Source organism: Pseudomonas azotoformans (genome assembly GCF_001579805.1).
Classification (GTDB): Bacteria; Pseudomonadota; Gammaproteobacteria; order Pseudomonadales; family Pseudomonadaceae; genus Aquipseudomonas; species Aquipseudomonas azotoformans_A.
This window is the reverse complement of sequence record NZ_CP014546.1, coordinates 3,220,456-3,233,665: the sequence shown is the minus strand read 5'-3', so window position 1 is coordinate 3,233,665 and position 13,210 is coordinate 3,220,456. Positions and strand designations below refer to the sequence as shown.

Annotated in this window: 11 protein-coding genes and 1 pseudogene; 3 read left to right on the top strand and 9 right to left on the bottom strand. The window is 59.4% G+C overall.

Features of this window, described 5'->3' with window-relative positions:
- Positions 1-11: 11 nt before the first annotated feature.
- Complete coding sequence (locus AYR47_RS15065) at positions 12-719, bottom strand: TetR/AcrR family transcriptional regulator (RefSeq protein ID WP_033902576.1); 708 nt, start codon at positions 717-719, stop codon at positions 12-14.
- A gap of 263 nt (positions 720-982) precedes the next feature.
- Here AYR47_RS15065 and lexA point away from each other — a divergent pair, with 263 nt between their 5' ends.
- Positions 983-1,591, top strand: coding sequence for a transcriptional repressor LexA (gene lexA / locus AYR47_RS15060; protein WP_003172575.1), 609 nt, complete (start codon positions 983-985; stop codon positions 1,589-1,591).
- A gap of 10 nt (positions 1,592-1,601) precedes the next feature.
- Positions 1,602-2,075, top strand: coding sequence for an SOS-induced cell division inhibitor SulA (gene sulA / locus AYR47_RS15055; protein WP_028619419.1), 474 nt, complete (start codon positions 1,602-1,604; stop codon positions 2,073-2,075).
- A gap of 52 nt (positions 2,076-2,127) precedes the next feature.
- On the opposite strand, the gene AYR47_RS15050 is transcribed toward sulA, so the two are convergent.
- The 7 genes and pseudogenes from AYR47_RS15050 to AYR47_RS15020 all read right to left on the bottom strand — a co-directional run bounded on the left by AYR47_RS15050 (position 2,128) and on the right by AYR47_RS15020 (position 10,465).
- A complete protein-coding gene (locus AYR47_RS15050) occupies positions 2,128-2,361 on the bottom strand; it encodes a hypothetical protein (protein WP_016975264.1) in 234 nt (77 codons plus the stop codon).
- 110 nt (positions 2,362-2,471) lie between these two features.
- Positions 2,472-2,993: a DUF6586 family protein gene (locus AYR47_RS15045; RefSeq protein ID WP_033902578.1), complete on the bottom strand. Its 522-nt coding sequence runs from the start codon at positions 2,991-2,993 to the stop codon at positions 2,472-2,474.
- A 126-nt stretch (positions 2,994-3,119) separates the two neighbouring features.
- Positions 3,120-5,742, bottom strand: a pseudogene (gene topA, locus AYR47_RS15040) (type I DNA topoisomerase).
- 114 nt (positions 5,743-5,856) lie between these two features.
- On the bottom strand, positions 5,857-6,093 hold the full coding sequence (locus AYR47_RS15035; protein ID WP_028619417.1) for a DUF1653 domain-containing protein: 237 nt from the start codon (positions 6,091-6,093) through the stop codon (positions 5,857-5,859).
- Between the two features lie 99 nt (positions 6,094-6,192).
- Positions 6,193-7,368 carry an acetyl-CoA C-acyltransferase FadA gene (gene fadA, locus AYR47_RS15030; RefSeq protein ID WP_016975260.1) on the bottom strand — a complete coding sequence of 392 codons (1,176 nt, stop codon included), beginning with the start codon at positions 7,366-7,368 and terminating at the stop codon, positions 6,193-6,195.
- A 29-nt stretch (positions 7,369-7,397) separates the two neighbouring features.
- Positions 7,398-9,545 (bottom strand): fatty acid oxidation complex subunit alpha FadB, encoded by a 2,148-nt coding sequence (fadB, locus tag AYR47_RS15025; protein ID WP_028619416.1) that lies wholly within the window; start codon positions 9,543-9,545, stop codon positions 7,398-7,400.
- Positions 9,546-10,027: 482 nt separating this feature from the next.
- Positions 10,028-10,465, bottom strand: coding sequence for a hypothetical protein (locus AYR47_RS15020; protein WP_028619415.1), 438 nt, complete (start codon positions 10,463-10,465; stop codon positions 10,028-10,030).
- 105 nt (positions 10,466-10,570) lie between these two features.
- Between AYR47_RS15020 and AYR47_RS15015 the strand changes: the two genes are divergently transcribed.
- A complete protein-coding gene (locus AYR47_RS15015; protein ID WP_033902582.1) occupies positions 10,571-11,014 on the top strand; it encodes a universal stress protein in 444 nt (147 codons plus the stop codon).
- A 64-nt stretch (positions 11,015-11,078) separates the two neighbouring features.
- Here the strand turns inward: AYR47_RS15015 and AYR47_RS15010 are convergent, their stop codons facing one another.
- Positions 11,079-12,998 (bottom strand): ATP-binding cassette domain-containing protein, encoded by a 1,920-nt coding sequence (locus tag AYR47_RS15010; RefSeq protein ID WP_033902583.1) that lies wholly within the window; start codon positions 12,996-12,998, stop codon positions 11,079-11,081.
- Positions 12,999-13,210 lie beyond the last annotated feature (212 nt).

The window sequence follows — 13,210 nt, the reverse complement described above, 5'->3', positions numbered from 1 at the left end:
ACCCGGCGCGGTCAAACCTTGGCGGGTGCTGGCGCGGACTTGCTGCGCGGGCGCAATTGGGCAGCGGCCATGGCCGCGTCGGTCACACCGGTCTCGGCGCGCATGCCGGCGGCCAGGAACGGCACCATCAGGCGCATGACCTGCTCAATGGAGGTGTTGACGCCGAAATCAGTCTCGGCAATGGCCCGCAACGCTTTGATCCCAGACATGCTGAACGCAGCGGCACCGAGCATGAAGTGCACACGCCAGAACAGCTCGATCGGCGGAATACGCGGAGCGGCCTCGTTAACCAGCAACATATAGCGACGAAATACCTTGCCGTACATGTCTTCGAGGTAACGGCGCAGGTGACCCTGGCTCTGGCTGAACGCCAAGCCCAACAGGCGCATGAAAATCGACAAATCGTTGCCGCTGCGAGGCTGAACCACCAGAGCTTGCTCAACAAGGATTTCCAGCAGTTCTTCCAGGGTCGGCTTATGGTCAGCCTTGGCCTGGCGACGCTCCAGCTCACGGTCGAGGCTCGCGCAGAACGGCCCCAGGAAGCGCGAGAATACCGCCTGGATCAGGGCCTTTTTCGAGCCGAAATGATAGTTCACTGCGGCGAGGTTGACGCCAGCCTTGCTGGTAATCAGCCGCAATGAAGTTTCAGCAAATCCTTTTTCCGCGAACAATTGCTCGGCAGCATCGAGAATGCGTTCAACGGTTTCCGACTGGGCCATGGCTACTCCGCCTGACAAACACTTGTTTGAAACATACGTTTCAGGGTGTGTCTTGTCAAGCCTGCGGGTTCGCTTTCCGGCCGGGCAGTCATACATTTCATCGCTATTTAATCACATCCATACCGGTCTGTAGGCAGCGCTATCCCTGGCTTGTGGGAAGCATGCCCGATGACCGTCCAGCGGAGGGGCAGAAAAGGATGATTGCCAAGCGCAGTTCACTGTATATAATCCCAGTCACTGTATAAAAAGACAGAGCGATCAACATGCTAAAACTGACGCCACGCCAAGCTGAGATTCTGGCTTTTATCAAGCGCTGCCTCGATGACAACGGCTACCCGCCGACACGAGCGGAAATTGCGCTGGAACTGGGGTTCAAGTCCCCCAACGCCGCTGAAGAACACCTCAAGGCCCTCGCTCGCAAAGGCGCGATCGAGATGACCCCCGGTGCCTCGCGCGGTATTCGAATCCCTGGCTTCGAAGCCAAGGCCGACGAATCGACCCTGCCGATCATCGGCCGTGTCGCCGCCGGTGCGCCGATCCTGGCGCAGCAGCACGTCGAGGAATCCTGCAACATCAACCCGACCTTCTTCCATCCTCGCGCCGACTACCTGTTGCGGGTCCACGGCATGAGCATGAAGGACGTGGGCATCTTCGATGGCGACCTGCTGGCCGTCCACACCACCCGCGAAGCCCGTAATGGCCAGATCGTCGTCGCCCGCATCGGCGATGAAGTCACCGTCAAACGCTTCAAGCGCGAAGGCAGCAAGGTCTGGCTCCTGGCCGAGAACCCTGAGTTCGCCCCGATTGAAGTGAACCTGAAAGACCAGGACCTGGTGATCGAAGGCTTGAGCGTCGGCGTCATTCGCCGCTAGAGGAGGCATCATGCAACTCGTCCACACCCCACAACACACACAACTGTCGCTGTTCGAGGCCTTCATGGCCCAACCCCTTGCGCCTATCCTCAAGGAAACGGTCGAGGCGCCCTGGGGTGCAGAACCTGAGGCGTTCAGTGAATTGTCGTTGCGCGGTGCAGCGGGGAGTTGCCTGAGCCTGCTCGCGCCGATCCTGCGTGATCTGAGCGAAGAGCAGGACGCCCGCTGGCTGACGCTGATCGCCCCGCCCGCCAGCCTGACCCAGGCCTGGCTGCGGGATGCCGGTCTCAACCGCGAGCGTATCCTGCTACTGCAACCGCGCGGCGCACAAAGTGCCCAGCAGTTGACCTGTGAAGCATTGCGTCTGGGCCGCAGCCATACGGTGGTGAGCTGGTTGAACCCACTGAGTGTCAGCGCCAAGCAACAGTTGATCAGTGCCGCGCGCACGGGGGATGCGCAGAGCTTGAACATTCGATTGGGATAAACGGCTTTTGTAGTGAGCGGGCTTGCCCGCTCACTACAACGATCACCGTCAGTCAGTGAAGAACCCGCGGCCCCTCGTCTTTCTCCGGCTCGCCTTCCGCCAGGCGGCCGGCCATCTGCACACCCACGCTCAACATGGCTTTAGCCACTTCCACATGCTGGCCTTGCAGGAACTGTTTGGCATCCTCGGAAAAATCCAGGATAACCAGAGAACCCTCGTCCTCAGCCCGGCGCAGCTCGATTCGGCCGTCAGGCAACTCAACAATTTCCAGAAAGGACGTTGGCATAAAAGTCTGTTCTCCACGAAAGGCCGGGATTATATCAGTCATCCACCCAGCCCCGCAGAGGATCTGAACAGGTTTCTTGACAGCTTGATGAATGGTCGCCTACCGGATGCTCAACACTCGTTGAGACCTTCGCGAAAACGCAGCGCCATCTTTTTCAGCTCCTGGCGCCAGCCTTCCAGCTCTTCCCGGCTTAACGGCTTGGGTTCTTCCTCTTCCAGCGCGACCGCCACGATCAGCGGCTGGGTCACATCCCCCTTGGGGACATGAGGAATACGCGGTGGCTGGAACATATCCGCATGCGCCTTGAGCAAACGCGCCACCCAACTGTCCGGGCTTTGAGCCATTTCCACCAGTTCGGCCAGCTCAGGAATGGCCATCGAGTCCAGCACTTCGCGATTCATGATCATTTCTGCACGGGGCGAGCCGGCTTGAGGCAGGCGGTAAAACCCGGCGATTTCATGGCACAGGCCCAGCAAGGCACCGTACAGGTGGAACAACGCCGCTTCACGCCCCGCCTGGACCAGCGCGATGGCATTCATCTCTTTCCCTTCCTCAGCGCGGCCAAGGGCTTCCAGGGATAAACCCGCGAAGTAAATTTTCTGATTGGTACGGGTATAGAGTTCGTTGGCCATGACGGCAATCTCCACAACGAATAAGCGTGATGCTGGCTGAACAGTGTCACGGATCAGCCGAGCGCACTGCAAGGGCAAAAAAAGGCCGCCTGTGCAGGCGGCCTTTGTCATTGGCAGATTAGCCGATCAAGCGCCCTGGCGCTTATCCTCGACCTTCCACTTGCCGCCGTCGTAGAACGCTTTCCAGCCGGTAGGCTTACCGTCCACTTCGGTCTGCACGTACTGCTCCTTGGTCTTGCGGCTGTAGCGGATCACGGCTGGACGACCATCCGGGTCCTTCTTCGGCGCTTCACACAGGAAGTGGTACTTAGGATCGATCTCATCCTTGTGCGGCACGATCTCCAGCACCAGCGGCGCGCGGGTCTCGCGATTTTTCGGGAACTGGCTGGCCGCCAGGAACAACCCCGAAGCGCCATCCCGCAGGATGTAGGTGTCGTTGACCTTCTCGCACTTGAGTTCCGGCATCTTCACCGGGTCCATCTTCGGCGGCGCCGCGTCACCGCTTTTCAGCAGTTTGCGGGTGTTCTTGCAGGTAGGGTTGGTGCAACCGAAGAACTTGCCGAAACGGCCGGTCTTGAGCTGCATCTCGCTGCCGCACTTGTCGCATTCCAGGCTCGGACCTTCGTAGCCCTTGATGCGATAGGTGCCCTCTTCAATCTCGTAGCCGTTGCAATCCGGGTTGTTACCGCAGATGTGCAGCTTGTGCTTCTCGTCCAGCAAGTAGGCGTCCATCGCCGTGCTGCAGATCGGGCAACGGTGCTTGCCACGCAGGACCAGCGACTCGGATTCACCCTCGTCATCGGCGGCGATTTCATCACCCGGCACCAGGTTGACGGTGGCCTTGCAGCGCTCTTTCGGCGGCAGGCTGTAGCCCGAGCAGCCGAGGAACACACCGGTGGACGCCGTACGAATCTGCATCGGGCCGACCGCAGGTCTGGCACGGGATGTCGGTCATCACCGGCTGGTTGGCGCGCATGCCGTTTTCAGGGCTTTCGGCTACTTCGAGTTTCTTCTTGAAGTCGCCGTAGAACTCGTCCAGCACGTTTTTCCAGTCGCGTTCGCCCTGGGCCACGTCATCGAGGTTCTCTTCCATACCGGCGGTAAAGCCGTAGTCCATCAGGTTGGAGAAGCTCTCGGACAGGCGCTCGGTCACGATGTCGCCCATCTTTTCCGAGTAGAAACGACGGTTGTGCAGCGCAACGTAGCCACGGTCCTGAATGGTCGAGATGATCGCCGCGTAGGTCGAAGGACGACCGATGCCGCGTTTTTCCATCTCTTTTACCAGGCTGGCTTCCGAATAACGCGCCGGCGGCTTGGTGAAGTGCTGCGACGGATCGAGCTTGATCAGCTTCAACGTATCGCCCTGGGCCATGTCCGGCAGCACGTCGTCATCGCCAGGCTTGGCGATTTGCGGCATCACACGGGTATAGCCGTCGAACTTGAGGATACGGCCCTTGGCACGCAGCTCGAAGTCCGAAGCCGCCACCGTCACGGTGGTGGACAGGTATTGCGCTGGCAGCATCTGGCAGGCCAGGAACTGGCGCCAGATCAGCTCGTAGAGGCGCTCAGCGTCGCGCTCCATGCCGCTCAGCTTGGCAGGCGTGGTGTTGGCGTCGGAAGGACGGATCGCTTCGTGAGCCTCTTGTGCACCTTCCTTGCTGCTGTAGACGTTCGGCTTCTCCGGCAGGTACTTCTTGCCGAACTCTTCTTCAATGTAAGTACGCGCCATCGCCACCGCATCTTGCGACAGGTTGGTGGAGTCGGTACGCATATACGTGATGTAGCCGGCTTCGTACAAGCGCTGGGCCATCATCATGGTTTTCTTCACCCCAAAGCCCAGGCGGTTGCTCGCGGCCTGTTGCAGGGTGGAAGTGATAAACGGTGCCGACGGCTTGCTGCTGGTCGGTTTGTCTTCACGCTTGACGATGCTGTAGCTGGAAGACTTGAGCTTCTCCAGCGCGGCCATCGCCTGGGCTTCGTTCAGCGGCTTGAACGCCTCGCCTTTCTCGCGGGCCACTTCAAAACGTACGTTGGCACCCTTGGCGGTGCCCAAGTCGGCGTGGACTTCCCAGTATTCTTCGGGGATGAACGCGCGGATCTCGCGCTCACGCTCCACCACCAGCTTTACCGCAACCGATTGCACACGGCCGGCCGACAGGCCACGGGCGATCTTGGCCCACAGCAGTGGCGAGACCATGTAGCCCACGACGCGGTCGAGGAAACGACGGGCCTGCTGGGCGTTGACACGATCGATATCCAGTTCGCCCGGCTTGGAGAAGGCTTCCTGGATGGCTTTCTTGGTGATTTCGTTGAACACCACGCGCTTGTAGCGGCTGTCATCACCGCCGATGGCTTCCCGCAGGTGCCAGGCAATGGCTTCCCCTTCGCGGTCCAAGTCCGTCGCGAGATAGATGGTGTCAGCATCCTTGGCGAGCCGGCGCAGCTCTTCGATGACCTTTTCCTTGCCTGGAAGGATTTCGTACTTGGCCTTCCAGCCATGATCCGGGTCCACACCCATGCGCGAGACCAGCTGCTTGCGCGCTTTCTCTTTAGGGGTGAGCACCGGACCTTCGCCCGCAGCCGCCTTGCCGCGCTTGGCGGCTGGCTCCTTGCTGGCGCTAGCCGAACCGCTGGTGGGCAGGTCTCGGATATGGCCGATACTCGACTTCACCACGTACTCGTTGCCCAAGTACTTGTTGATGGTCTTGGCCTTAGCCGGGGATTCCACAATGACCAGCGATTTGCCCATGGATCGGAAAATTCCTGAATTCGAGAAGTGAAAGGCAGTTGGCGCCTGTCGCGGCAACGCTATATATAGTGGCAACAAGGTGAGGTCAAGCGCAGCATTCTGCGCGACCTGCCGTTATTGCCCTGAAAAAAGACTGGGTTCGGCCTGGACCAAAGCAAAGCGCGGGACCTGCTCGCCGTCAACTTCGACGGTCTCCACAAACATGCTCAACGGGCGCACCCAAAAGCCGTAATCGCCATACAGTGCTTGGTAGAACACCACTTCTTCTTCGGTCTCGGAGTGGCGCGCCACACTGAAAACACGGTACTGCGGACCTTTATAATGCTGGTAGAGCCCTGGTTCGACTTTCATGCTCTGGCCCTCTTACAAAATTTGTTAAAAAAAAAAAATACAAAACCACCCAAAAACAAAAACCGGGGCACTGGGCCCCGGCTTCCGTCAACCCAACGCTTAGACGCGTTCGAAGACGGTGGAAATGCCTTGGCCGAGACCAATGCACATGGTTGCAACCCCAAGGTTGCCGCCATTTTGCTTCATCACGTTAAGCAAAGTGCCGGAGATACGCGCACCGGAGCAACCGAATGGGTGGCCCAGAGCAATCGCGCCGCCGTGCAGGTTAACCTTCTCATTCATCTTGTCGAGTACTTTCAAATCTTTCAGCACGGGCAAGGCCTGTGCGGCGAAAGCTTCGTTGAGCTCGAAGAAGTCGATGTCGTTGATGGTTAGGCCCGCGCGCTTCAAGGCTTTTTGTGTGGCCGGTACAGGACCATAGCCCATGATTGCCGGGTCCACACCCGCCACGGCCATCGAACGGATCACAGCCAGCGGTTGGATGCCCAGGTCCTGGGCACGTTGCGCCGACATCACGATCATGCACGAAGCACCGTCGGTGATTTGCGACGAAGTACCGGCAGTCACGGTGCCGCCCTTTGGATTGAACGCCGGCTTGAGCGCCGCCAGGCTTTCCAGGGTGGTGTCCGGACGAATGGTTTCGTCGTAGTCGAACAGTTTCAGGAAACCGTTCTCGTCATAACCGTTCATCGGGATGATTTCATCCTTGAACTTGCCTTCCACGGTCGCCTTGTGGGCGAGCTGGTGGGAACGCAGGCCGAACGCGTCCTGGGCTTCGCGGGTAATACCGTGCATTTTGCCAAGCATTTCCGCAGTCAGGCCCATCATGCCCGAGGCTTTCGCCGCGTACAGCGACATGTGCGGGTTAGGATCGACGCCGTGCATCATGCTGACGTGGCCCATATGCTCCACGCCACCGACCACGAACACATCACCGTTGCCGGTCATGATCGCCTGGGCGGCCGTGTGCAGCGCGCTCATCGACGAACCGCACAGGCGGCTCACAGTCTGGCCGGCGGCGGTGTGCGGGATCTGGGTCATCAGCGACGCCATGCGCGCAATGTTCCAGCCCTGCTCCAGGGTCTGGTTGACGCAGCCCCAGATCACGTCTTCGACTTCGTTCGGGTCGACCTTGACGTTGCGTTCCAGCAGTTTGCTGATCAGGTGTGCCGACATATCTTCGGCACGGGTGTTGCGGTGCATGCCGCCCTTGGAGCGGCCCATCGGCGTACGACCGAAGTCGACGATCACGACGTCTCTTGGATTCAAGCTCATAAATATTCTCGCTCTAGTCGTCTGGGCACTTAACCGAAGAAGCGCTGGCCGTTCTTGGCCATTTCACGCAGCTTCGCGGTCGGGTGGTACAGCGGGCCCAAATCAGCGTATTGATCAGCCAGGGCAACGAACTCGGCCACACCGATCGAGTCGATGTAACGCAGCGCACCACCACGGAATGGAGGGAAACCAATACCGTACACCAGGCCCATATCGGCTTCGGCGGCGGTCTCGACGATGCCGTCTTCCAGGCAACGCACGGTTTCCAGGCACAGGGCGATCATCATCCAGTTGATGATGTCTTCGTCCGACACCTCACGCTGTTCGTAGATGACCGGAGCCAGCACTTCATGCACCGACGGGTCGGCCACTTTCTTCTGCTTGCCCTTCTTGTCGGCCTCGTAGGCGTAGAAACCCTTGCCGTTCTTCTGGCCCAGGCGCTTGGCCTCGTACAGCGCGTCGATCGCCGAACGGCGGTCGTCTTTCATGCGGTCCGGGAAGCCTTCAGCCATGACGTCGCGACCGTGGTGGCCGGTGTCGATGCCGACCACGTCCATCAGGTACGCCGGGCCCATTGGCCAGCCGAATTTTTCCATGACTTTGTCGATGCGCACGAAGTCCACGCCGGCGCTGACCAACTTGGCGAAACCACCGAAGTACGGGAACAACACGCGGTTGACCAGGAAGCCCGGGCAGTCGTTGACCACGATCGGGTTCTTGCCCATTTTCTTGGCGTAGGCAACGGTGGTGGCAACCGCCAGCTCGCTGGACTTCTCGCCACGGATCACTTCCACCAGCGGCATCATGTGCACCGGGTTGAAGAAGTGCATGCCGACGAAGTTTTCCGGACGCTTGAGGGCCTTGGCCAGCAGCGAGATGGAAATGGTCGAGGTGTTGGACGCCAGGATGGTGTCGTCTTTAACCTGGGCTTCCACTTCAGCCAGTACGGCTTGCTTGACCTTCGGGTTCTCGACAACCGCTTCGACCACCAGGTCGACGTGGCCGAAATCGCCGTAGGACAGCGTAGGACGAATGCCGTTAAGCACTTCAGCCATTTTCGCGGCGGTCATGCGACCTTTATCCACGCGGCCGACCAGCAGCTTGGCGGCTTCTGCCAGGCCTTGCTCGATGCCGTGCTCGTTGATGTCTTTCATCAGGATCGGCGTGCCTTTGGACGCCGACTGATAGGCGATACCGCCGCCCATGATACCGGCGCCGAGTACGGCTGCCTGTTTCACGTCCTTGGCGATTTCGTCGTAGGCCTTGGCCTTTTTCTTCAGTTCCTGATCGTTCAGGAACAGGCCGATCAGGCTCTGGGCTGCGGAGGTTTTCGCCAGTTTGACGAAGCCAGCCGCTTCCACTTCCAGGGCTTTGTCGCGACCGAAGTTCGCGGCTTTCTGGATGGTCTTGATCGCTTCAACCGGTGCCGGGTAGTTCGGGCCGGCCTGGCCAGCCACGAAACCTTTGGCGGTTTCGAACGACATCATTTGTTCGATGGCGTTGAGCTTGAGTTTTTCCAGCTTCGGCTGACGCTTGGCCTTGTAGTCAAATTCGCCGCTGATGGCGCCCTTGATCAGGTTCAGTGCGGCTTCGGCCAGTTTGTCCGGGGCAACCACAGCGTCGACAGCACCGACTTTCAGCGCGTCTTCAGCACGGTTTTCCTTGCCAGCGGCAATCCACTCGATGGCGTTGTCGGCACCGATCAGGCGCGGCAGGCGTACGGTGCCGCCGAAACCTGGGTAGATGCCCAGTTTGACTTCAGGCAGGCCGATCTTGGCCGTGGCCGACATGACGCGGAAGTCAGCCGCCAGGCACATTTCCAGGCCGCCGCCCAACGCGATGCCGTTGATCGCGGCGACGGTCGGTACGTTGAGGTCTTCAAAATCGCTGAAAATCTTGTTGGCTTCGAGGTTGCCAGCCACCAGCTCGGCATCGGGCAGCTTGAAGTTGTCGACGAATTCGGTGATGTCAGCGCCGACGATAAACACGTCCTTGCCGCTGGAAACGATCACGCCCTTGACCGAAGCATCTGCTTTGATGGTGTCTACGGCCTGACGCAGTTCATTCAGGGTTAGACGGTTGAACTTGTTGACGGACTCACCCTTGAGGTCGAATTTCAGTTCGACGATGCCACTTTCAAGAGCCTTAACCGTGATGGCTTTACCTTCGTAAATCATCAACTGATCTCCACGATATGGAAGCTGAACAGTACACACTGGACGCTGGCCTCTGGTTGGACACTGACAGTTGCGTCAATGCTCATGCCAATCCGCCAGGCACACCCGCCAATGCGATAGTCGGGATTCTGTATGAGTCGTCTGACAGACAAACGCTCAATTCATACGCCCGTTTGATTTGGGTACGCCACCTTCATCCAATTCCGGGCAATTGTCAATCGCTCGAAAGGCTAGGAAAAACGCGACTTTCCAGTCATTTCAGAACCCCAACCCTAAGCCCACGACTCGTCAATATTCAACTATTCACGAAATCAATAATGCAAAAGATGTGGAAAAAGACTGTACAGACCGGAATATGCGGCTAGGCTAGCCGCAACCGTAAAGCGTCTGGATGAACATCCGACGCGCGAAACACCAGAATTACCGGCCTGCCTGGCCAACTCCAGCCCGATGATGATGTCGGGCTTTTTATTGCCTGCGATTCAGGCCAGGGCCTTGAGCAGTGTATCAATAGCCTTCAACACGCTCGCCTCGCCCTTCTCGCCCCAATACAAGGCGATCATCTGCTTGTCGGCTTCGACCTTGTAGACGTTGTCCGGCAGCGTCGCAAAATGCGGCAACAACTTTTCATCGACACAGACTTCGCGCCACTGATTCACCCAGACCCCGGGCTCCAGCTGCCAGTAACTCCAGATCGCCGGCGTGCTGCCGCGCCGTGGCCGGCAATACTGCGCGCACGGGCTCGGCGGCTCTTGCTTGAGCCAATGCGGCCACTCCTGGGGCGACAACTGCATGGCCAGGCCGATGCGGCGTGCCTCCATGCGCAGGGCCATGCGCCCGCTCTGATGGCGCGACGGGCGCAGCCATGCCAGAGGGCTCAGAACCACCACAAGGATTGACACCACTATCCAGACCGTCATATGTGTACTCCCGAATTTCTAGATGAGCGGATTTGACCTGACGCAACCCCATCCGCTTGAAAGCAGCCATACTGAACTTATTGCAGTCCCTTGGAGGAACGCCTCATGCCCTACCAACATATTCTGGTCGCTGTTGATCTGACCGAAGAGTGCGATCCAGTGATCAAGCGCGCGCAGGAGTCTGCATTGGCCAATGGCGCCATACTGTCGCTGGTGCATATCGTCGAGCCCATGGCCATGGCCTTTGGCGGTGACGTGCCGATGGACCTTTCCCAGTTGCAGCAACAGCAGTTTGACCAGGCCAAAGAGCGCCTTGACCGCTTGATTCTCAAATACCCGCACTTGAAAAAGGAAGACTGCCACCTCACCTACGGCCAACCGCGCCAGGAAATCCACCATCTGGCCAAGGAAAAGGGTTGCGACCTGATCGTGGTCGGCAGCCATGGCCGTCACGGGCTGGCGTTGCTGCTCGGTTCCACCGCCAATGATGTGCTACACGGTGCGCCGTGCGATGTGCTGGCGGTGAAGCTGGTCAAAGACGCCAAGTAAACCGATACGAAAAGCCCGGCACTCACATCAGTGAGGCCGGGCTTTTTTATGGCTGGCGGGTCAATCAGGCATCCAACTCGGCCCAGCGCTCAACCAGCACTTCCAACTCCTGGTTCAGTTTCTCCAGGGAAGCGATGACCTTGGCGGTTTCTGCCGCCGGACGCAGGTAGAAACCCGCGTCAGCCATGTCCGCTTCTACAGCGGCAATCTGCTGTTCCTTGGCGTCGATATCACCTGGCAAGGCTTCCAGCTCGCGCTGCAGCTTGTAGCTGAGCTTCTTTTTGGCCGAAGGCGCAGCTTCTTGGACAGGCGCAGCAGCGGCCACCGGGGTCACCACCGCCGAGTTCAAGTCGGCCTTGCCGGACTTGCTCTCGGTCACGCCCAGCAGGCGCGGCGAGCCGCCCTGGCGCAGCCAGTCCTGGTAACCACCGACGTATTCACGCACCTTGCCTTCGCCTTCGAAGACCAGGGTGCTGGTGACCACGTTGTCGAGGAATGCCCGGTCGTGGCTGACCATCAGCACAGTGCCATTGAAGGTCAACAGCACTTCTTCCAACAGCTCGAGGGTTTCCACGTCGAGGTCGTTGGTCGGTTCGTCGAGCACCAGCAGGTTGGCCGGCTTGCTGAACAGCTTGGCCAGCAGCAGGCGCGCACGCTCACCACCGGACAAGGCTTTCACCGGCGTACGTGCACGCTGCGGGCTGAACAGGAAGTCGCCCAGGTAGCTGAGGACGTGGCGGCTCTGGCCGTCGATATCGATAAAGTCGCGGCCTTCGGCAACGTTGTCGATCACGGTTTTTTCCAGGTCCAGCTGGTGGCGCAACTGGTCGAAGTAGGCCACGTCAATGCGCGTGCCTTCTTCCACGGTGCCGCTGGTCGGCTGCAGTCCGCTGAGCATCAGCTTGAGCAAGGTGGTTTTGCCGGTGCCGTTGGCGCCGAGCAGGCCGATACGGTCGCCGCGCTGCAGGACCATGGAGAAGTCCTTGATCAGGAACGGGCCGTCCGGGTGATGGAAGCTGACGTTCTCCAGCACCATCACTTGCTTGCCCGACTTGTCGGCGGTGTCCAGCTGGATATTCGCCTTGCCGGTGCGCTCGCGGCGTTCGCTGCGCTCGACACGCAGGGCTTTCAGGGCGCGTACGCGGCCTTCGTTACGGGTGCGGCGGGCCTTGATGCCCTGGCGGATCCAGACTTCTTCCTGGGCCAGCTTTTTGTCGAACAGCGCGTTGGCGGTTTCTTCGGCAGCCAGCGCGGCTTCCTTGTGTACCAGGAAGCTGGCGTAGTCGCCGTTCCAGTCGATCAGGCCGCCACGGTCCAGTTCAAGAATGCGGGTGGCCAGGTTCTGCAGGAAGGAACGGTCGTGCGTGATGAACAGCACGGCGCCCTGGAATTCCTTGAGGGCTTCTTCCAGCCAGGCAATCGCGCCAATGTCCAAGTGGTTGGTCGGTTCGTCGAGCAGCAGCAGATCCGGCTCGGACACCAGGGCCTGGGCCAGCAGCACACGACGACGCCAGCCGCCGGACAACTCGGCGAGGGTCTTGTCGGCCGGCAGTTGCAGGCGGCTCAAGGTGCTGTCGACCAGTTGCTGCAAGCGCCAGCCATCACGGGCTTCGAGGTCTTGCTGAACGTGCATCAACTTGTTCAGGTCATCTTCGGTGACGCAGTTCTGCGCCAGGTGATGGTATTCGGCGAGCAGTGCGCCGACGCCGTCGAGGCCTTCGGCAACCACGTCGAACACTGTCCGTCCGTCGGCCACCGGCAATTCTTGCGGCAATTCGCCGATCTTGAGGCCCGGCGCGCGCCATACGGAGCCGTCATCGGGCTTCTGGTCGCCTTTGACCAGCTTCATCATGCTGGATTTGCCGGTGCCGTTGCGGCCGATGATGCACACCCGCTCACCACGGGCGATCTGCCAGGACACCTTGTCCAACAACGGCATAGCGCCGAAAGCAAGGGACACATCGCTGAATTTGAGCAGGGTCATACGCTTCTCCAAAAACTGGGCGCGCATTCTACCTGAGTTAGGGGTGGGATGCGGCTGGCATTTTCGCTGCCGACACGTTCTGTAGGACATTTCCAACGAACTTGAACGAACCGCCCAGCAAAGCTTTCGTCTGCGTCGGGCAAAAGGCTAAGCTAGGGGCAATCAGTGTCGGCGGTGCCGATGCTAGTCGTGATTTCTCTGCACGGACGTCT

Excerpts from the sequence above, each read along its gene's own strand:
- AYR47_RS15065 (WP_033902576.1), bottom strand. The coding sequence starts at position 719 with ATGGCCCAGTCGGAAACCGTTGAACGCATTCTCGATGCTGCCGAGCAA.
- lexA (WP_003172575.1), top strand. The coding sequence starts at position 983 with ATGCTAAAACTGACGCCACGCCAAGCTGAGATTCTGGCTTTTATCAAG.
- sulA (WP_028619419.1), top strand. The coding sequence starts at position 1,602 with ATGCAACTCGTCCACACCCCACAACACACACAACTGTCGCTGTTCGAG.
- AYR47_RS15050 (WP_016975264.1), bottom strand. The coding sequence starts at position 2,361 with ATGCCAACGTCCTTTCTGGAAATTGTTGAGTTGCCTGACGGCCGAATC.
- AYR47_RS15045 (WP_033902578.1), bottom strand. The coding sequence starts at position 2,993 with ATGGCCAACGAACTCTATACCCGTACCAATCAGAAAATTTACTTCGCG.
- AYR47_RS15035 (WP_028619417.1), bottom strand. The coding sequence starts at position 6,093 with ATGAAAGTCGAACCAGGGCTCTACCAGCATTATAAAGGTCCGCAGTAC.
- fadA (WP_016975260.1), bottom strand. The coding sequence starts at position 7,368 with ATGAGCTTGAATCCAAGAGACGTCGTGATCGTCGACTTCGGTCGTACG.
- fadB (WP_028619416.1), bottom strand. The coding sequence starts at position 9,545 with ATGATTTACGAAGGTAAAGCCATCACGGTTAAGGCTCTTGAAAGTGGC.
- AYR47_RS15020 (WP_028619415.1), bottom strand. The coding sequence starts at position 10,465 with ATGACGGTCTGGATAGTGGTGTCAATCCTTGTGGTGGTTCTGAGCCCT.
- AYR47_RS15015 (WP_033902582.1), top strand. The coding sequence starts at position 10,571 with ATGCCCTACCAACATATTCTGGTCGCTGTTGATCTGACCGAAGAGTGC.
- AYR47_RS15010 (WP_033902583.1), bottom strand. The coding sequence starts at position 12,998 with ATGACCCTGCTCAAATTCAGCGATGTGTCCCTTGCTTTCGGCGCTATG.